Genomic DNA, 19,774 nt, shown 5'->3' on the forward strand with positions numbered 1-19,774 from the left:
ACTCATCGTTGGTCTTGGTCGTTTTCAGCTTGTCGACCAGGAACTCGATGGCAGCAACTTCGTCCATCGGGTGCAGCAGCTTGCGCAGGATCCACATGCGCTGCAACTCGTCGTCGGCGGTCAGCAACTCTTCGCGGCGGGTGCCGGAACGGTTGATGTTGATGGCCGGGAACACGCGTTTTTCAGCGATGCGGCGATCCAGAGGCAGTTCCATGTTGCCGGTACCTTTGAATTCCTCGTAGATCACTTCGTCCATCTTCGAGCCGGTTTCAACCAGCGCGGTGGCGATGATGGTCAGCGAGCCGCCTTCTTCGATGTTCCGCGCAGCACCGAAGAAACGCTTTGGCTTCTCCAGGGCGTGGGCATCGACACCACCGGTGAGCACTTTGCCGGAGCTCGGGATCACGGTGTTGTAGGCACGGGCCAGACGGGTGATGGAGTCGAGCAGGATCACCACGTCTTTCTTGTGCTCGACCAGGCGCTTGGCCTTCTCGATCACCATTTCGGCCACCTGTACGTGACGGGTTGGCGGCTCGTCGAACGTCGAGGCAACCACTTCGCCGCGCACGGTGCGCTGCATTTCGGTCACTTCTTCCGGACGCTCGTCGATCAACAGCACGATCAGGTGAACTTCAGGATTGTTACGGGCGATGTTCGCTGCGATGTTCTGCAGCATGATGGTTTTACCGGCTTTCGGCGGTGCAACGATCAGACCGCGCTGGCCTTTGCCGATCGGGGCGCACAGGTCGATAACACGACCGGTCAAGTCTTCGGTGGAACCGTTGCCGGCTTCCATCTTCATGCGCACGGTCGGGAACAGCGGGGTCAGGTTCTCGAAGAGAATCTTGTTTTTCGCGTTTTCCGGACGGTCGAAGTTGATCGTGTCGACCTTGAGCAGCGCGAAATAACGCTCGCCTTCCTTCGGAGGGCGGATCTTGCCAACGATGGTGTCACCGGTGCGCAAGTTAAAGCGACGGATCTGGCTCGGCGAGACGTAGATATCGTCCGGGCCGGCGAGATAGGAGGCGTCTGCAGAGCGGAGGAAGCCGAAGCCGTCCTGGAGAATCTCCAGCACGCCATCACCGGAGATTTCCTCGCCGCTTTTCGCGTGCTTTTTCAGCAGGGAGAAAATCACGTCCTGCTTGCGCGAACGGGCCATATTTTCTATGCCCATCTGTTCGGCCAATTCGAGCAGTTCGGTAATCGGCTTTTGCTTGAGTTCAGTCAGATTCATATAGGAATGACGTAATCATTTATGGAGGGGGGAAAATTAAGCTTTTGGCTTAATGAGGCCGCGCCGCGGAGAAGGCGACAGGATCGCGTACTTATTCGAAAAGGAGAGCGTCGGCGACGGCTAGCAGGGGGCACTGGAGAAACCAGCGCGGGGCCGAATGTAACACCTGAGTTTCGGAGCGTCTAGCCCTCATAACGAAAAAGGCCCCGCGAATTGCGGGGCCTTTATTTGACACGCTGCGACGACGCTTAGATGTTGGCGTCGAGGAAGGCTGCCAGTTGCGACTTCGACAGTGCGCCGACCTTGGTCGCTTCAACGTTGCCGTTCTTGAACAGCATCAGCGTCGGGATACCACGCACGCCATGCTTGGCCGGGGTTTCCTGGTTTTCGTCGATGTTCAGTTTGGCAACGGTCAGCTTGCCTTTGTAAGTCTCGGCAATTTCGTCCAGAACAGGAGCGATCATTTTGCAAGGGCCGCACCACTCAGCCCAGTAATCGACCAGTACAGCGCCTTCAGCCTTGAGTACGTCGGCCTCGAAGCTAGCGTCGCTAACGTGTTTGATAAGATCGCTGCTCATGGAATTCTCCAGGGTTGTAAGCAAAAAAACGTGGCCCATCATAGCTGCCCTTCCCGTGTTCAGGAAGGTGCAGATGATTGAGTCTCGCTATGGTGGTCCATGAGTTTGGGTATAGCCCAGGTCACGCTGTGGCGGGAGCGACGAAGGCGATTCCGGTGCGCAAGGCGGCATTGCGCACATGTTCGTGCATGGCTTTCTGTGCGGCCCCTGAGGCTCGGCGTGCCAGTGCGCGAAGGATTTTGCGATGTTCCTGCCAGGTTTCCATGGCCCGTTCGGCCCGGATGAACGGTAGCTTCTGGCTCTCCAGGAAGATGTCGGCGCTGGCGGTGAGGATGCTCAGCATCGCCTGATTGCCGCTGGCCAGCAGAATTCGACGGTGAAATTCGAAGTCCAGGCGCGCCGCCGCTTCAAAGTCGCCAGACTTCAATTCGTTGCGCATGGCGGCGACATTGTCTTGCAGCGCATCGAGCTCATCGGTACTCAAGGTCACGGCCGCCAGCCCTGCGGCAAACCCCTCCAGCGCATAGCGCAACTGAAAAATGTCCAGCGGCGAAGCCTGCGCCGCGAATGGCCAGCCCGGCGCCGCATCGCCTCGCGGCAGCTCCACTGGTGATTGCACAAACACGCCTTTGCCCGGCTGGATACTGATGACCCCCAGTGCGCTCAGGGACGACAACGCCTCGCGCAACGATGCCCGACTGACCCCCAATTGCACCGCCAGATCCCGTTGCGAGGGCAAGGCATCCCCGGGCCCGAAGCCCTGTTCGGTGATCAGTTTGCGGATGGCTTGCAGCGCCACTTCGGGTACGGCACGGGAGATCGAGTTCATGATTTTCCAGACGAACCAGGCCAATGTGCGGCCAGTTGTAAAGCTATTCGCGGCGTCCGGCAAGTCGTGCCCCATGGGGGTTCGGGAATTTTAACGGGTGCGCTATCGAGGTGCGAAACGCGACTCGACTGTTCAGACCAGTAAGACCTTCCGACACCAGTAAAACCGCGCGCTGGCACCCCCATGGCCCGAGGTTGGCATGGCCCATGCTCTGTCGATCCGCAGACATTCCTTCTCGTCGATTCGGAGATCTGCCATGACCCAGCGTTACAGCGCACTCATCAAAGTCTTGTTCGCTAGCCTGATGCTGAGCCAGGCACCCGCCCACGCCGACGGTCTGGAGGATGTGGTCAAGCGCGGCGTCCTCAAGGTTGCCGTGCCCCAGGACTTCCCGCCCTTCGGCTCGGTCGGCCCGGACATGAAACCTCGCGGCCTGGATATCGATACTGCAAAACTGCTGGCCGACCAGCTCAAGGTCAAACTCGAACTGACTCCGGTCAACAGCACCAACCGCATCCCGTTCCTGACCACCGGCAAGGTCGACCTGGTGATTTCCAGCCTTGGCAAAAACCCCGAGCGGGAAAAAGTCATCGACTTCTCCCGCGCCTATGCACCGTTCTACCTCGCCGTGTTCGGCCCGCCAGAAGCCGACATCAAAGGCCTGGACGACCTCAAGGGCAAGACCGTCAGCGTCACCCGTGGCGCCATCGAAGACATCGAGCTGAGCAAGGTCGCGCCCGAAGGCGTGACCATCAAGCGCTTCGAAGACAACAACTCGACCATCGCCGCGTACCTGGCCGGGCAGGTCGACCTGATCGCCAGCGGCAACGTGGTCATGGTCGCCATCAGCGAAAAGAACCCGAAACGCGTGCCGGCGCTGAAAGTGAAGCTCAAGGATTCGCCGGTCTACGTCGGCGTGAACAAGAACGAGCCGGCGCTGCTGGACAAGGTCAATCAGATCCTCGTGACCGCCAAGAGCGACGGCGCATTGGAGAAGAACGCATTGACCTGGCTCAAAGAGCCGCTGCCGGCCGACCTCTGACACGGCGCGCAGGAGACACGCTATGGCTTATCAGTTCGATTTCTTGCCGGTGGTTCACAACACCGATCTGTTGCTGCGCGGTGCATTGTTCACTCTGGAGCTGACGGCCATCGGTGCGGTGCTCGGCGTGGGGCTGGGCATTGTCGGCGCCCTGGTGCGGGCCTGGAACATTCGCCCGTTCGCCGGGATCTTCGCGGTCTACGTCGAATTGATCCGCAACACGCCGTTCCTGGTGCAGCTGTTTTTCATCTTTTTCGGCTTGCCGTCGTTGGGCGTGCAGATTTCCGAATGGCAGGCGGCGGTATTGGCGATGGTGATCAACCTCGGTGCCTATTCCACCGAAATTATCCGCGCGGGCATTCAGGCGATCCCGCGAGGTCAACTGGAAGCCGCGGCGGCATTGGCGATGACGCGTTTTGAGGCGTTCCGTCACGTGGTGCTGTTGCCGGCCCTGGGCAAGGTCTGGCCGGCCTTGAGCAGCCAGATCATCATCGTGATGCTCGGCTCGGCCGTCTGCTCGCAGATTGCCACCGAAGAGCTGAGCTTCGCCGCCAACTTCATCCAGTCGCGCAACTTCCGCGCCTTCGAAACCTACGCCCTGACCACGCTGCTGTATTTGTGCATGGCCCTGTTGATTCGCCAGCTCTTGAACTGGATCGGAACACGCTACATCTCCAGGAGCAGCCGATGAGCGATTTCACTTTCTGGGACATCCTGCGCAACCTGCTCACGGGCCTGCAATGGACGCTGGCGTTGTCGCTGGTGGCGTTCATCGGCGGTGGCGTGATCGGCCTGCTGATCATGGTCATGCGCATTTCGAAAAAAGCCCTGCCGCGCAGTTTCGCCCGCACTTACATCGAACTGTTCCAGGGCACGCCGCTTTTGATGCAACTGTTTCTGGTGTTTTTCGGCGTGGCGCTGGCCGGGGTTGAGATTTCGCCGTGGATGGCGGCGGCGATTGCGCTGACGCTGTTCACCAGCGCTTACCTGGCAGAGATCTGGCGCGGTTGCGTCGACTCGATTCCCAATGGCCAGTGGGAAGCTTCGGCGAGCCTGGCGCTGAACCCGTTGGAACAGCTGCGCTACGTGATCCTGCCGCAGGCGCTGCGCATCGCCGTGGCGCCGACCGTGGGCTTCTCGGTGCAGGTGGTCAAAGGCACGGCTGTGACTTCGATCATCGGCTTCACCGAACTGACCAAGACCGGCGGCATGCTTGCCAACGCCACTTTTGAACCGTTCATGGTCTACGGTCTCGTCGCCCTCGGCTATTTCCTGCTCTGTTATCCCTTGTCCCTCAGTGCGCGCTACCTGGAAAGGAGACTGCATGCCTCTGCTTAGAATTTCCGCCCTGCATAAATATTACGGCGATCACCATGTGCTCAAAGGCGTCGACCTGAGCGTGGAGGAAGGCCAGGTGGTGGCGATCATTGGACGCAGCGGCTCGGGTAAGTCGACCTTGCTGCGTACCCTCAATGGCCTTGAGTCCATCAACGATGGCGTGATCGAAGTCGACGGTGAATACCTCGATGCTGCCCGTGCCGATCTGCGCAGCCTGCGGCAGAAAGTCGGCATGGTGTTCCAGCAGTTCAACCTGTTCCCGCACCTGACCGTCGGTGAAAACGTCATGCTTGCACCGCAGGTGGTGCAAAAAGTATCAAAAGCCAAAGCGATCGAACTGGCGCGGCAAATGCTGGAAAAGGTAGGGCTGGGTGAGAAGTTCGATGCCTTTCCCGATCGGCTGTCCGGCGGACAACAACAGCGGGTGGCAATTGCCCGGGCGCTGGCGATGTCGCCGAAGGTTTTGCTGTGTGACGAAATCACTTCGGCGCTGGACCCGGAGCTGGTCAACGAAGTGCTGAGCGTTGTTCGGCAACTGGCCAAGGAAGGCATGACGCTGATCATGGTCACCCATGAGATGCGTTTTGCCCGGGAGGTGGGGGATAAGTTGGTGTTCATGCATCACGGCAAGGTGCATGAGGTGGGGGACCCGAAAGTCCTGTTCGCCACCCCGCAAACGGCGGAACTGGCGAACTTCATTGGGACAGTGGCAGCATCAAGCTAAATCCCTGTGGCGAGGGAGCTTGCTCCCGTTCGACGGCGCAGCCGTCGCAAAATCTGAGGACCGGTTTTTCCTGACTCACCGCGTTGGATGGTTTTAGGGCCGCTACGCAGCCCAGCGGGAGCAAGCTCCCTCGCCACATGGACCCCATGTAGTCCATGCGCTGGATCAAGGCTTTGAACCGAACGCGTTGGCGCCAGCCTTTGATCGTGGCACGATGTCGAGGTTATCGACCGAGACCCCCAGACCATGCCGCAATCCCAAGCCAAGAATCTGTCCCTGATCGCCGCAATCGACCTGGGCTCCAACAGCTTTCACATGGTCGTGGCCAAGGCCCAGAACGGCGAAATCCGTATTCTCGAGCGTCTCGGGGAGAAGGTTCAGCTGGCGGCCGGCATCGACGACGAGCGTAAACTCAGCGAAGAATCCATGCAGCGCGGGCTCGATTGCCTCAAGCGTTTTGCCCAACTGATCAACGGTATGCCCCTCGGCGCCGTGCGTATCGTTGGTACCAACGCCCTGCGTGAAGCTCGTAACCGCGCCGAATTCATCCACCGCGCCGAAGAAATCCTCGGCCACCCGGTGGAAGTCATCTCCGGCCGAGAAGAAGCGCGCCTGATCTACCTCGGCGTGTCCCACACCCTCGCCGACACCCCGGGCAAGCGCCTGGTGGCGGACATCGGCGGCGGCAGTACCGAATTCATCATCGGCCAGCGTTTCGAACCGCTGCTGCGCGAAAGCCTGCAAATGGGTTGCGTCAGCTACACCCAACGCTATTTCAAGGACGGCAAGATCACCCCGGCCCGCTATGCCCAGGCGTACACCGCGGCGCGGCTGGAGATCATGAGCATTGAACACGCCCTGCATCGCCTGACCTGGGATGAGGCCATCGGCTCCTCGGGCACCATCCGCGCCATCGGCCTGGCGCTGAAGGCCGGTGGTCACGGCACCGGCGAAGTGAACGCCGAAGGCCTGGCCTGGCTCAAGCGCAAGCTGATGAAGCTCGGCGATGTCGAGAAAATCGACTTCGAAGGCATCAAGCCCGATCGTCGGGCGATCTTCCCGGCGGGCCTGGCAATCCTCGAAGCCATCTTCGACTCCCTCGAACTGCAACGCATGGACCACTGCGAAGGTGCCCTGCGTGAAGGCGTGCTGTATGACCTGCTCGGCCGCCATCATCACGAAGACGTGCGCGAACGCACCCTGACCTCGCTGATGGAGCGTTATCACGTCGACCTGGAACAGGCGGCGCGGGTCGAACGCAAAGCCCTGCATGCCTTCGATCAGGTGGCAAGCGACTGGGACCTGGAAGATGGCGTCTGGCGCGAACTGCTCGGCTGGGCGGCGAAGGTCCATGAGGTGGGCCTGGACATCGCTCACTACCAGTACCACAAGCACGGCGCCTACCTGATCGAACACTCGGACCTGGCCGGGTTCTCCCGCGAAGACCAGTTAATGCTCGCGCTGCTGGTGCGTGGCCACCGTCGCAACATTCCCAAGGACAAATTCGCCGACTTCGGCGATGACGGCATCAAGCTGATACGCCTGTGCGTGTTGCTGCGCTTCGCGATCCTGTTCCACCACATCCGCGGTACTCAGCAAATGCCTCAGGTCGAGCTCAACGCCATGGGCAATCATCTTGAAGTGGTGTTCCCGGAAAACTGGCTGGATGAAAACCAGCTGACCCAGGCCGACTTCGCTATCGAAGCGGAATGGCTGACCCGAGTGGATATCGTTCTCAGCGTGCGCTGATACGCATTGCTCCTGTAGGAGCACGGCTTGCCGGCGATGGCAATTTTAGAGACGCCATCGCATGTGGCGGGAAACAAAAATGGCGATCCGCAGGGATCGCCATTTTTACTGCCCGACGTTTTAACGCACAGTCAGAATAGGGCTGCCCAATCGCTCCAGCAACGTCGCCTGGGCGCTGCGCGGGTTCTGGTTGCCGGTCGGCGTGTTGCGGATGTAACGACCGTCCGACTGCAGGCTCCAGCTGTGGGTGTTATCGGTCAGGTACAGCTCCAGCTCCTTCTTCACCCGCATGATCAGCTTCTTGCCCTCGACCGGGAAGCAAGTCTCGACGCGCTTGTCGAGGTTGCGCTCCATCCAGTCGGCACTGGACAGGAACATCTGCTCATCGCCGCCGTTGAGGAAATAAAACACCCGGGTGTGTTCCAGGAAACGCCCGATGATCGAACGCACGTGAATGTTGTGCGAAACCCCGGCAATGCCCGGCCGCAGGCAGCACATGCCACGCACCACGAGGTCGATGCGCACGCCCGACTGGCTGGCCTTGTACAACGCACGGATGATCTTCGGATCGGTCAGTGAGTTGAACTTGGCAATGATGTGCGCCGGTTTGCCATCGAGGGCGAACTGGGTCTCGCGGGCAATCATGTCGAGCATGCCCTTCTTCAGGGTGAACGGCGCATGCAGCAACTTCTTCATGCGCAGGGTCTTGCCCATGCCGATCAACTGGCTGAACAGTTTGCCGACGTCTTCGCACAAGGCGTCGTCGGAGGTCAGCAGGCTGTAGTCGGTGTAGAGGCGAGCGTTGCCGGCGTGATAGTTACCGGTACCGAGGTGCGCATAACGCACGATTTCACCGGCCTCGCGGCGCAGGATCAACATCATCTTGGCGTGAGTCTTGAAGCCGACCACGCCGTAGATCACCACCGCACCGGCCGCTTGCAGACGGCTGGCCAGTTGCAGGTTGGACTCTTCGTCGAACCGCGCGCGCAACTCGATCACCGCGGTAACTTCCTTGCCGTTACGCGCCGCATCCACCAGCGCATCGACGATTTCCGAGTTGGCGCCGGAGCGGTACAGGGTCTGGCGCACCGCCAGCACGTGCGGGTCCTTGGCAGCCTGGCGCAGCAAGTCGACCACCGGGGTGAACGACTCGAACGGGTGCAGCAGCAGGATGTCCTGCTTGCTGATCACACTGAAAATGTTCTCGCTGTTTTGCAGCAGCTTCGGGATCTGCGGGGTGAACGGCAGATATTGCAGCTCGCGCTGGCTGTCCAGACCGGTGATGCTGAACAGACGCGTCAGGTTCACCGGACCGTTGACCTGGTACAACTCGGTCTCGCTCAGGTTGAATTGCTTGAGCAAGTAGTCGGACAAGTGTTTCGGGCAGGTATCGGCGACTTCGAGACGCACCGCATCACCATAGCGACGCGAGAACAGCTCACCACGCAGGGCGCGGGCAAGGTCTTCGACGTCTTCGGAATCCAGCGCCAGGTCGGCATTTCGGGTCAGGCGGAACTGGTAGCAGCCCTTGACCTTCATGCCCTGGAACAGGTCATCGGCGTGGGCGTGGATCATCGACGACAGGAACACATAATTGTCGCCGGCGCCGCCGACTTCCTCCGGCACCTTGATGATGCGCGGCAGCAGGCGCGGGGCCGGGATGATCGCCAGGCCGGAGTCGCGACCGAAGGCGTCGATGCCTTCGAGCTCGACGATGAAGTTCAGGCTCTTGTTCACCAGCAACGGGAACGGGTGCGTCGGGTCGAGACCGATCGGGGTGATGATCGGCGCGATCTCGTCGCGGAAATAACGGCGCACCCAGGTTTTCAGCTTGGTCGTCCAGTGACGACGACGGATAAAGCGGACCTGATGTTTTTCCAGCTCCGGCAACAGAATGTCGTTGAGAATCGCGTACTGGCGGTCAACGTGGCCGTGCACCAGTTCGCTGATGCGCGCCAGGGCCTGATGCGGCTGCAAGCCATCGGCCCCCGCCTGCTCACGGGCGAAAGTGATTTGCTTCTTCAGGCCGGCGACGCGAATTTCGAAGAACTCGTCCAGGTTGCTGGAGAAGATCAGCAGAAACTTCAGCCGCTCCAGCAACGGATAGGTCTCATCCAGCGCCTGTTCCAGTACGCGGATGTTGAACTGCAGTTGCGACAACTCGCGATGGATGTACAGGCTGCTGTCATCCAGGCCGGGAATGGCAATCGCCGGCGCCGCCGGGGCGGGCTCGGTTACCGCCGCGGGTGGAGCAGGCTCCAGCTCCGGCGGGGTCTCGGCGATTTGCTCGACCACAGGTTGAGCGTCTTGTACGGCAACTTCCGTGAGTCCTTCGGTATTCATCACATGTTCCTGGGAGGGCTATTTTTGCTCTCGTAACAATTGAGCGGCACGAACGGCAAAGTACGTCAGGATGCCATCAGCGCCTGCACGTTTAAAGGCGGTCAGGGATTCGAGGATAACCCCTTCGCTCAACCAGCCGTTCTGGATCGCGGCCATGTGCATGGCGTACTCGCCGCTGACTTGATAAACAAAGGTCGGCACTTTGAACTCTTCTTTGACCCGGCACAGGATGTCCAGGTACGGCATGCCTGGCTTGACCATGACCATGTCTGCGCCTTCTGACAAGTCAGCCGCCACTTCGTGCAGGGCTTCGTTGCTGTTGGCCGGGTCCATCTGATAGGAGGCCTTGTTGGCCTTGCCCAGGTTCAGTGCCGAACCGACCGCATCGCGGAACGGGCCGTAGTAGGCGCTGGCGTACTTCGCCGAGTAGGCCATGATCCGCACGTTGACGTGACCGGCCACTTCGAGCGCTTCGCGGATCGCCTGGATGCGCCCGTCCATCATGTCCGACGGGGCGACCACCTGCGCACCGGCTTCGGCATGGGACAAGGCTTGCCTGACCAGTGCATCGACGGTGATGTCGTTCTGCACGTAGCCTTCTTCGTCGAGGATACCGTCCTGGCCATGAGTGGTGAACGGGTCCAGAGCGACGTCGGTGATCACACCCAGCTCAGGGAATTGCGCACGCAGGGCGCGGGTGGCGCGCTGGGCGATGCCTTCAGGGTTCCAGGCTTCGGCGGCGTCCAGCGACTTCAGCCCTGGCGGGGTCACCGGGAACAGTGCCAGCGCCGGAATTCCCAGCTCGACCCACTTGGCCGCTTCTTCGAGCAACAGATCAATGGTCAGGCGTTCGACGCCCGGCATCGACGCCACCGCTTCACGACGGTTTTCACCGTCCAGCACAAATACCGGCAGAATCAGGTCATCGACGCTCAGCACATTTTCACGGACCAGTCGGCGCGAGAAATCATCGCGACGGTTGCGGCGCAGGCGGGTTGCAGGGAACAAACGGTTGGCGGGGGTAAAGCTCACGGCAGACTCCTGAGCCCGCAGGCGTGCGAGCGTGACAGTTATAAGCGGCCATTATGACGAACGTGTGACAGTTGTGCGCACACCGCGACATGTAGCCGCATTCCATTGTCCTTGTAGGAAATGTTCACGTCGAGACACATTTGGACACTTTCATGAATGTGCCCGAAGGGTTAGGCTGCGCGTTCATTTCGCCAGCACCCAGACAATGCTCCAACAATTTCTGCATGACTTCGGCTACTTTGCCTTGTTCCTCGGCACGTTTTTCGAAGGCGAAACCATTCTGGTGCTCGCAGGCTTCCTCGCGTTCCGTGGATACATGGACATCAACCTGGTGGTGGTCGTGGCGTTCTTCGGCAGTTATGCCGGCGATCAGCTGTGGTATTTCATGGGGCGCAAGCATGGGCGCAAGTTGCTGGCGCGCAAACCACGCTGGCAAATGATGGGTGATCGGGCGCTGGAACACATCCGCAAGCACCCGGACATCTGGGTCCTGAGCTTCCGTTTCGTCTATGGACTGCGCACAGTGATGCCGGTGGCGATCGGCCTGTCGGGCTATCCACCGGGACGCTACCTGTTGCTCAACGGAATTGGCGCGGCGATCTGGGCCACTGCATTGGCGGCGGCCGCCTATCACTTCGGCGCGGTGCTGGAGGGCATGCTCGGCAGCATCAAGAAATACGAACTGTGGGTCCTCGGCGCCCTGCTCATCCTTGGCCTGGGCTTGTGGTTGCGCCGGCGCTTCAAGAACGCCCGCCTGGCCAGACAGGTCTACGCCGACGAGCAGGCCCTGAAAGCCGAACAGGCGAAAACCGGCGAAACTAAGCCAATCGAGTGAAGCGGTTTCGACAGCAGTAAAGACCGATTCCGCTCAGCAGGCTGTAACTGAGCAGGCCGATCCAGCCCACCGCGCTGGCCGGCCACAGCCCCACCCACGGCGCCAGCCACACCAGCGGCACGTTGGACGCCAGCCGCAACAGTTCCACCTTCAATGCCCAAGGGCGATTCTCCAGGGCCACGCCCAGCACGAACAATCCCAGCGCCACAGCGCCCCAGCCAAGCACCAGCGCAGTCGTCGGCAGGCTCGGCTCAAGGTTCATCAAATAGCTGCCCAGCGCGACGTAGACGCAGAATTGCAGCAGCACATAGAGCTGCTGACGCCCGTCCAGCGGCACTTCGAACTTACGGAACTGGCTCAGATCCGGCTTGTTCATCGGGTATTTGGCGGCCACGTCCGCCGGCCGCCAACCGGTGCGCATGAACCAGATCCGCAGCTTGTCCCAGGTGCTTTCGGCACGCCGCGCGTCGGCCCACAACTGCGCGTAGAACTGCACGTTCGCCCACAACGGATTCCAGCTCGCCAGCGGCGTGGTCACGCCGAAAATCACCGGCTCGTTGTCGTCCTCTTCCTGGAACGAGCCGAATAGACGGTCCCAAATAATGAACACCCCGCCGTAGTTGCGATCCATGTAGAGAGCGTTCTGTGCATGGTGAGCCCGATGATTGGATGGCGTGACGAAGAACCACTCGAACCAGCCGAGTTTGGGAATATGCCGGGTGTGCACCCAAAACTGGTACAGCAGGTTCAGCGCCGCGACGCTGACAAACACCAGCAACGGCACGCCCGCGACGGCCATGGGCAGGTAGAAGATCCAGCTCAGCAGAAACCCGGTACTGGTCTGGCGCAGGGCGGTGGAAAGGTTGTAGTCCTCGCTCTGGTGATGCACCGAATGCGCAGCCCAGAGAATATTGCGTTCATGGCCCATGCGGTGAAGCCAGTAATAGCAGAAGTCATAGAACACGAAAGCGAACACCCAGACCCAGACACTGTCGGCCGAGAGTTCGAACCGTGCCAGGTGCTTGAGGGCAAATGCGTAAGTCAGCAACCCCACGCCTTTGGTCAGCAGACCCGTGGTGGTGGACAGCACGCCGGTGCTGATGCTGTTGATGGCGTCTGCCAGCCGATAGTTGCTCACCCCGCGCCAGCGGTCGGCCGCCAGTTCGATGGCAATCAATACAAAGAAAAACGGCACTGCATACAGAATGAAGTCCATGACGCGCCCTGGTCGGAATCCTGAGGACAGATGCTAGGTGTACCCGCGAATTAACCCTATGGCAACGAGTGACAAATTAGTGGACATTTAACGCCATGAATCTGGAGAAAAAGCCCATGAGCAAAAAAGTTGCAGTGATCCTTTCCGGTTGTGGTGTGAACGACGGCGCCGAGATCTACGAGAGTGTGATTACCCTGCTGCGCCTGGACCAGCGCGGCGCGCAGGTGCAGTGTTTCGCGCCAAACATTGCACAACTGCATGTGATCAACCACCTGACCGGCGAAGAAATGCCCGAATCGCGCAATGTGCTGGTGGAGTCGGCGCGCATCGCCCGCGGCGAAATCAAGGACATCCGCGAAGCCGACGCCGAAGACTTCGATGCGCTGATCATTCCCGGCGGCTTCGGCTCGGCCAAGAACCTCTCCAACTTCGCCATCGAGGGCACCGGCTGCACCGTGCAGCCCGACGTGCTGGCGTTGACCGAAGCCTTTGCCGAAGCCGGCAAACCAGTGGGGCTGATCTGCATCTCGCCAGCCCTGGCGGCAAAGATTTATGGCCCCGGCGTGACCTGCACCATCGGCAACGATGCCGACACGGCGACGGCGCTGAACAAGATGGGCGCCACCCACCAGGAATGCGCCGTCAGTGACATCGTTGAAGACAAGGCGCGCAAACTGGTGAGTACCCCAGCCTACATGCTGGCGCAATCGATCAGTGAAGCGGCTTCAGGGATCAACAAACTGGTCGACCGCGTCCTCGAACTGACCCACGAAAACGACGCTTGACCCGTCGCGGCGATTGACTCCTGTGGCGAGGGAGCTTGCTCCCGCTCGACTGCGCAGCAGTCGCAAAACCGATTGCTGCGATTTTTCTGAAAACTGTCGCGGCAGGTTTGGGGGTTGCTTCGCAACCCAGCGGGAGCAAGCTCCCTCGCCACAACGACTGCATTCGCTCAAGACTGGCGCGATAGCCGCGTCAAGATCCGGTCCAGCGCATTGGCAAACGCCTGTTTCTCGCGCTCGCCAAACGGCGCCGGCCCGCCGCTCATCTGCCCTTGCTCGCGCAAGTCGGTGAACAGGTTGCGCACCGCCAGCCGGTCACCCATGTTCTGCGAGTCGAATTCCTTGCCTCGCGGGTCCAATGCCGCAACGCCCTTTTTCACCAACCGGTCGGCCAGCGGCACATCGCTGCAAATCACCAGCTCACCGGGGACTGCATGCTCCACCAGATAGTCGTCGGCGGCATCCGGGCCGCTTGGCACCACGATCAACTTCACCAGCGCCAGGCCTGGCTTGATCTGCGGCTGTCCGGCCACCAGCACCACTTCGAAACGGCGCTTGAGGGCAAACTTCACCACCAGATCCTTGGCCGCCCGCGGGCAGGCGTCGGCATCGATCCAGACACGCATTGTGTTTTCCTCGTTAAAAGCATCGCGGGCAAGCCATGCTCTACAGGATAGCGCCGTCTGTAGGAGCAAGGCTTGCCCGCGATCATGAGCGCAGCGAATGCTGTTTAAGAAACCGCCAACCGACGCTTCTCGACTACCCAGCTACGACCATACAACACGACGATCGCAATGATCGCCACAGCCTGCGCACTCAACGAATACGCATCGGCATGAATACCCAGCCAGTCGAACTCAAAGAACGGCACCGGTCGCGTGCCGAAGATCCCGGCCTCCTGCAACGCCTTCACGCCATGCCCGGCAAACACCACCGACAACGCACACAACAAAGCGGCATTAATGCTGAAAAACAGCGCCAACGGCAGTTTTGCCGAGCCGCGCAATATCACCCACGCCAGGCCCACCAGCAGCACCAGTGCCGTGGCACCACCCGCCAGCACCGCATCATGGCCAGCAGGACCTGCCTGCAACCACAGGGTTTCGTAGAACAGAATCACCTCGAACAGCTCGCGATACACCGAGAAGAACGCCAGGATCGCAAAGCCGAAACGCCCGCCACCGCCCACCAGGCTGCTCTTGATGTAATCCTGCCAGGCCGCGGCGTGACGACGATCATGCATCCACACCCCGAGCCACAGCACCATGACGCTGGCAAACAGCGCCGTCGCGCCTTCGAGCAATTCACGCTGGGAACCGCTGACATCAATCACATACGCCGCCAGCGCCCAGGTGGCCAACCCCGCGACCAGCGCCAGCCCCCAACCGACGTTGACGCTGCGCACGGCCGATTGCTGGCCGGTGTTACGCAAGAAGGCGAGAATCGCCGCCAGCACCAGGATCGCTTCCAAACCTTCGCGCAATAGAATCAGCAGGCCGGAAATGTAGCTCAGGGACCAGCTCAAGCCATCGCTGCCCAACAAACCGGCGGAGATTTTCAGTTTGGCCTTGGCCGCCTCCAGACGCTGCTCGACCTGCTCTACCGGCAAGCCATCCTGCAACGACTGACGGTAAGCCATCAGCGATTTTTCCGTGTCTTTGCGCACGTTGGCATCGACGTTGTCGAGGGAGCTTTCGACCAGTTCGAAGCCTTCCAGGTAGGCCGCCACCGACAAGTCATAGGCCTGATCGTGTTCGCCGGCACGATAGGCTGCAACGCTCTTGTCCAGGGTCGCGGCGGTGTAATCGAGCAATTGCGCCGGGCCACGCTTGACCTGCGGCGGTTGTGCCCGTTGGGCACGGAATAGCGCCGCCGCTTGCGCACCGTCCACGGCCTGCACTTCGGCCGGAGTCTGGCGGGCCAGATCGGCAATGTTGTAGGACTTGTCACTGCTGACGGTCGCCGGATCGGCGCTGAAGCTGGCGATGTACGTGGCCAGGTCCCAACGCTGACGATCATCGAGTTGATCGCCGAAGGCGGGCATATCGGTGCCTTCCACCCCCAGATTCAAGGTGTTGTAGATCGCGTAAAGACTCAGGTGATCCAGGCGCGCGTTATCGCGCAGATTGGCGGGTGGCGGGGTCAGACCGACGCCCGCAGGACCGTCACCCGCGCCGGTATCGCCATGGCACACCGAGCAATGCTGGGCGTACAGCGGCGCCCCTCGGGTCGGATCCGGAGTGATGATCGGTGCCTGGCTGACCTCATAGGCCACTGCCAGTTTTGCCCCCAGTTGCCGCGCCAGACGGGCAACCTCGGCCCCCTCCTGACGCGCAGCAATGGCGCTGTGCAGCTTGCCGATGCCCTGCACCAGCTCAGCCTTTTCCGGTTTCGCTGGCATGGCCGCCACCAATCCTTGCAAGACCTGGACGAATTCCAGCTGCTCGCGGTACTCGGATTCGCTGACGACGTTGCCTGCTTGTACCGCACCCGGGTAGTCCGCACCGATATAGTCGAGTAAATGCAGTGCTTGCGGTGCGCCTTCCACCGTGTCCGCCAGCAGATTGAAACTGCACAGGGCAAACACAGGCGCTATCAGCCAGGCCAGGAAACGGGACGGGGCACTCATGAATGATTCTCAGCTGGAAATACGAAGTAACATATTGTTCCCTCCCAATCACTTTCACTCAAGCTTTGTTGTGCTGTTTTGACAAACATCCTGCGCGAGCCAGCCCCTGACAAGCGTGTCGCGGGTACCGAATCCCTGAAACGAAAAAGGCGACCCGCAAAGGTCGCCTTTTTTGTACTGACGGGTGTCTACACCGCTGTTTTACGCAAGGTGGCCATGAACGCCGCCGCGCCAATGAACAGTCCGGCAAAGGTGCGGTTCATGCGCTTCTGCTGTTTTGGTGTACGCAACAGACGCAGCACTTTGGAGGCCAGCCCGGTGTACCCGGCCATGACGATCAGGTCGACGCAAATCATGGTGACGCCAATGATCACGTACTGGATCAGTAGCGGCGCGTGCGGGTCGATGAACTGCGGCAACACCGCGAGCATGAACACCAGCGCCTTGGGGTTGCTGATGTTTACCAGAAACCCGCGGAACACCAGCGCCATCGGTTTGCCGATCTGCCGCACTGCCGCGTCATCGCTCATGTCGCTGGGCAGCGCGCGCCATTGCTTGATGGCGAGATACACCAGGTACGCCACGCCAAACCATTTGATTGCGTAGAAGGCTGTGGCGGAGGCGGTGAGAATCGCGCCGACACCGGCGCCAACAATCGCGATCTGCACCGCAAGACCCAGTTGCAGGCCCAAGGCGTTCCAATAGCCGCGCCAGAAACCGTATTGCAGGCCGCTGGACATCGACGCAATGGCGCCGGCGCCCGGTGACAGGCTGATCACCCAGCAGGCGGCAAAAAACGCCAGCCATGTTTGAAGCTCCATTGCACACCTCGACTCGAACTCGTGACAGACGTCTAAGCTAATGCGGCTTTGGGCTGGTGACTACCGATTTTTTGCATGTGAAAAGGCTGCGATCCCAAGCCGGCTTACTTTTCGAACCCGCTCGAAGGGAACATGTCGGTCCCCCGCCAACGCCGAACCGAACGCTGGAAGAACAAACTGTTGGGCACCTGCACCATCGCGCTGCCGGTGCCGAGCTCTTCGGATTCGATCAATGTGGTGTAGAGCAGATTGATCGCCACGACACGGCCCTTGACCCCGGGTTTGTCGGTGGTGTCCACCAGCTCGACCACATCGCCCAGGCGAAACGGGCCAACGGTGAAAATCAGGATCGCGCACAGCAGGTTCGACAACACACTCCACATGGCGAAAAACGCCACCGCCGCTACCGCGACAAAACCGGACAACGCCGTCCACAGCACCGTGGCCGACACTCCCAGGCGTTCCAGTACGAAAATCAGGGCACTGCCCATGATCAGCCAACGCAGGCCACCGCGTAGCGGCATCAGCAACTGTGGCGGGAACGGGTAGCGCTCGCCGAGGCGGGTCAGGCACTTGGCGACAAAACGCTGGGCCAGGTAACCGGCCAGCAGGATCAGCAGGATTTGCACGCCGAGCCATATCGGTTCGGCCCACATGGCCGGCAACGGAAGTCTGAAGGCCTCCATCAGGACAGCGCCTCCAGCTCCGCCTGCATGCTTTCCAGCAGTTCCAAAGCTTCCATCCAGGCCTCTTCCAGCTCCGCTTCGCGTACTTTGAGCTTGGCTTGTTCGGCCAGCAGATCACGCAAGTCGTTCTTGCGCGCCGGCTCGTAGATGTCACTGTCACCGAGGCTGGCATCGATCTTCGCCAGTTTCTCGTGCAGCTTGCCCAGCTCGGCTTCGAGCTTTTCCGCTTCACGCTTGTGCGGCGCCAGTTGCTGACGCAACGCGGCTGCAGCCTGACGCTGGGCCTTCTTGTCGGTTTTGTCCGGATTGACCGGCGTATTGCTCACCGGCGCATTGCGCTGGCGGTAATCCACCAGCCAGCGGGTGTAGTCTTCCAGATCGCCGTCGAACTCTTCGACCTTGCCGTCCGCCACCAGATAAAAATTGTCGGTGGTGCTTTTGAGCAGGTGACGGTCGTGGGAAACCACCAATACCGCGCCACTGAATTCCTGCAAGGCCATGGTCAGCGCCAGGCGCATTTCCAGGTCCAGGTGGTTGGTCGGCTCATCGAGCAGCAGCAGGTTCGGCCGATCCCAGGCGATCAACGCCAGCGCCAGGCGCGCCTTCTCGCCACCGGAGAAATTCAGCACCGGCTCGTCGATTCGCGCGCCTCGGAAGTCGAAACCACCGAGGAAGTCGCGCAGGGTTTGTTCGCGTTCGGTGGGTGCCAGGCGCTGCAAATGCAGCAACGGACTGGCTTTGGAATCCAGCGAGTCCAACTGATGCTGGGCGAAGTAACCGACCACGGTGTTCTCACCACGGGTCAACCGACCCGCCAGCGGCGACAGCTCGCCTGCAAGGTTCTTGATCAGGGTCGATTTGCCGGCACCGTTCGGCCCGAGCAAACCGATCCGTGCACCGGGGGTCAGTTGCAGCTTGACCTTCTCCAGCACCGCTTTGTCGCCGTAACCCAGGCGAGCATCAGACAGGTCGATCAGTGGGCTGGAAATTTTCTGCGATTCGCGGAACACAAAATCGAACGGCGAATCGACGTGAGCCGCGGTCAGCTCTTCCATCCGCTCCAGCGCCTTGATCCGGCTCTGGGCCTGACGGGCCTTGGTAGCCTGAGCCTTGAAGCGGGCGATGTAGCTTTCCATGTGCGCACGTTGCGCCTGCTGCTTCTCATAGGCCTGCTGTTGCTGGGCCAGGCGTTCGGCGCGGGCGCGTTCGAAGGCACTGTAGCCACCGCGATACAGCGTGATCTTGCGCTGATCGACGTGGGCCACGTGATCGACCACGGCATCGAGGAAATCCCGGTCGTGGGAAATCAGCATCAAGGTGCCGGGGTAACTTTTGAGCCACTCTTCGAGCCAGATAATGGCATCGAGGTCCAAGTGGTTGGTCGGTTCGTCGAGCAGCAGCAGGTCCGATGGACACATCAAGGCCTGCGCCAGGTTCAGACGCATCCGCCAGCCACCGGAGAAATCCCCGACCTGACGATCCATCTGCTCGTTAGTGAAGCCCAGACCGGCCAGCAACTTGCGCGCCCGGGCATCGGCGGTGTAACCGTCGGCGCTGTCGAGCTCGGAGTGCAGGCGGGCCTGCGCGGCACCGTCATGGGCCGCTTCGGCTGCCGCCAGGTCTCGCTGTACCTGGCGCAGGCGCAAGTCGCCATCGAGCACGTAGTCGACCGCCAGGCGATCGAGCGTGTCGACCTCCTGGCGCATGTGGGCGATACGCCAGTCGCCCGGCAGCAAGCAATCACCCGAATCCGGGTGCAGTTCACCCCGAAGCAAGGCGAACAGGCTCGATTTGCCGGCGCCGTTGGCACCGATGAGGCCGGCTTTCTGGCCGGCGTGCAGGGTCAGCTCGGCGTCTTCTAGCAGACGTTGCGGGCCACGCTGTAAAGTCAGGTTCTGAAGTCGAATCATAATGGCGGCGGAGTCTACCAGCTTCG

The 19,774-nt window shown here is 60.6% G+C and carries 18 protein-coding genes; 7 read left to right on the forward strand and 11 right to left on the reverse strand.

The features are described 5' to 3' along the window. The 3 genes from rho to D8U18_RS08160 form a co-directional block, all read right to left on the reverse strand. A partial coding sequence (rho, locus tag D8U18_RS08150) for a transcription termination factor Rho (RefSeq protein WP_131107424.1) occupies positions 1–1,234 on the reverse strand: 1,234 nt, incomplete at its 3' end. A gap of 248 nt (positions 1,235–1,482) precedes the next feature. Beyond that, positions 1,483–1,812: a thioredoxin TrxA gene (trxA, locus tag D8U18_RS08155; protein WP_003206727.1), complete on the reverse strand. Its 330-nt coding sequence runs from the start codon at positions 1,810–1,812 to the stop codon at positions 1,483–1,485. Between the two features lie 121 nt (positions 1,813–1,933). Next, the gene (locus D8U18_RS08160; RefSeq protein WP_056854091.1) at positions 1,934–2,641 is read right to left on the reverse strand and encodes a FadR/GntR family transcriptional regulator; all 708 of its coding nucleotides are present in this window, start codon (positions 2,639–2,641) and stop codon (positions 1,934–1,936) included. Between the two features lie 256 nt (positions 2,642–2,897). On the opposite strand from D8U18_RS08160, the gene D8U18_RS08170 reads away from it, so the two are divergent. The 5 genes from D8U18_RS08170 (at position 2,898) to ppx (ending at position 7,494) form a co-directional block, all read left to right on the forward strand. Beyond that, positions 2,898–3,683 (forward strand): transporter substrate-binding domain-containing protein, encoded by a 786-nt coding sequence (locus D8U18_RS08170; RefSeq protein WP_056854092.1) that lies wholly within the window; start codon positions 2,898–2,900, stop codon positions 3,681–3,683. Positions 3,684–3,705: 22 nt separating this feature from the next. After that, a complete protein-coding gene (locus tag D8U18_RS08175) occupies positions 3,706–4,374 on the forward strand; it encodes an amino acid ABC transporter permease (RefSeq protein WP_130903829.1) in 669 nt (222 codons plus the stop codon). Continuing rightward, positions 4,371–5,021, forward strand: a complete 651-nt coding sequence (locus D8U18_RS08180) for an amino acid ABC transporter permease (protein ID WP_130903828.1) — start codon at positions 4,371–4,373, stop codon at positions 5,019–5,021. Before D8U18_RS08175 ends, D8U18_RS08180 begins: the two co-directional genes overlap by 4 nt. Further along, positions 5,008–5,745 carry an amino acid ABC transporter ATP-binding protein gene (locus D8U18_RS08185; protein ID WP_130903827.1) on the forward strand — a complete coding sequence of 246 codons (738 nt, stop codon included), beginning with the start codon at positions 5,008–5,010 and terminating at the stop codon, positions 5,743–5,745. The genes D8U18_RS08180 and D8U18_RS08185 overlap by 14 nt, the downstream gene beginning before the upstream one ends. Positions 5,746–5,991: 246 nt before the next feature. Further along, complete coding sequence (gene ppx, locus D8U18_RS08190; RefSeq protein ID WP_056854096.1) at positions 5,992–7,494, forward strand: exopolyphosphatase; 1,503 nt, start codon at positions 5,992–5,994, stop codon at positions 7,492–7,494. 120 nt (positions 7,495–7,614) lie between these two features. Here the strand turns inward: ppx and ppk1 are convergent, their stop codons facing one another. Beyond that, on the reverse strand, positions 7,615–9,837 hold the full coding sequence (gene ppk1 / locus D8U18_RS08195) for a polyphosphate kinase 1 (RefSeq protein ID WP_056854097.1): 2,223 nt from the start codon (positions 9,835–9,837) through the stop codon (positions 7,615–7,617). Positions 9,838–9,855: 18 nt separating this feature from the next. Beyond that, on the reverse strand, positions 9,856–10,869 hold the full coding sequence (gene hemB / locus D8U18_RS08200; protein ID WP_056854098.1) for a porphobilinogen synthase: 1,014 nt from the start codon (positions 10,867–10,869) through the stop codon (positions 9,856–9,858). 205 nt (positions 10,870–11,074) lie between these two features. Here hemB and D8U18_RS08205 point away from each other — a divergent pair, with 205 nt between their 5' ends. Beyond that, positions 11,075–11,704, forward strand: a complete 630-nt coding sequence (locus tag D8U18_RS08205; RefSeq protein WP_056854099.1) for a DedA family protein — start codon at positions 11,075–11,077, stop codon at positions 11,702–11,704. Here the strand turns inward: D8U18_RS08205 and D8U18_RS08210 are convergent. After that, positions 11,688–12,920, reverse strand: coding sequence for a sterol desaturase family protein (locus D8U18_RS08210; RefSeq protein ID WP_131107426.1), 1,233 nt, complete (start codon positions 12,918–12,920; stop codon positions 11,688–11,690). The two genes, D8U18_RS08205 and D8U18_RS08210, sit on opposite strands and share 17 nt — an antisense overlap. Before the next feature lie 116 nt (positions 12,921–13,036). On the opposite strand from D8U18_RS08210, the gene elbB reads away from it, so the two are divergent. Continuing rightward, the gene (gene elbB / locus D8U18_RS08215; protein WP_131107427.1) at positions 13,037–13,705 is read left to right on the forward strand and encodes an isoprenoid biosynthesis glyoxalase ElbB; all 669 of its coding nucleotides are present in this window, start codon (positions 13,037–13,039) and stop codon (positions 13,703–13,705) included. A gap of 167 nt (positions 13,706–13,872) precedes the next feature. Here the strand turns inward: elbB and D8U18_RS08225 are convergent, their stop codons facing one another. The 5 genes from D8U18_RS08225 to D8U18_RS08245 all read right to left on the reverse strand — a co-directional run bounded on the left by D8U18_RS08225 (position 13,873) and on the right by D8U18_RS08245 (position 19,748). Further along, positions 13,873–14,328: a YaiI/YqxD family protein gene (locus tag D8U18_RS08225; RefSeq protein WP_056854102.1), complete on the reverse strand. Its 456-nt coding sequence runs from the start codon at positions 14,326–14,328 to the stop codon at positions 13,873–13,875. Positions 14,329–14,432: 104 nt separating this feature from the next. Next, a complete protein-coding gene (locus D8U18_RS08230; protein WP_131107428.1) occupies positions 14,433–16,331 on the reverse strand; it encodes a cytochrome c/FTR1 family iron permease in 1,899 nt (632 codons plus the stop codon). A gap of 188 nt (positions 16,332–16,519) precedes the next feature. Continuing rightward, entirely contained in the window at positions 16,520–17,152 is a 633-nt protein-coding gene (rhtB, locus tag D8U18_RS08235; RefSeq protein WP_056854104.1) for a homoserine/homoserine lactone efflux protein, read from the reverse strand. A gap of 104 nt (positions 17,153–17,256) precedes the next feature. After that, on the reverse strand, positions 17,257–17,838 hold the full coding sequence (locus D8U18_RS08240) for a mechanosensitive ion channel family protein (protein WP_131107429.1): 582 nt from the start codon (positions 17,836–17,838) through the stop codon (positions 17,257–17,259). Further along, on the reverse strand, positions 17,838–19,748 hold the full coding sequence (locus D8U18_RS08245; RefSeq protein ID WP_130903821.1) for an ATP-binding cassette domain-containing protein: 1,911 nt from the start codon (positions 19,746–19,748) through the stop codon (positions 17,838–17,840). The genes D8U18_RS08240 and D8U18_RS08245 overlap by 1 nt, the downstream gene beginning before the upstream one ends. Between the last annotated feature and the right edge of the window lie 26 nt (positions 19,749–19,774).

It is taken from the genome of Pseudomonas sp. Sample_10 (genome assembly GCF_004321495.1).
Taxonomy (GTDB): Bacteria; Pseudomonadota; Gammaproteobacteria; order Pseudomonadales; family Pseudomonadaceae; genus Aquipseudomonas.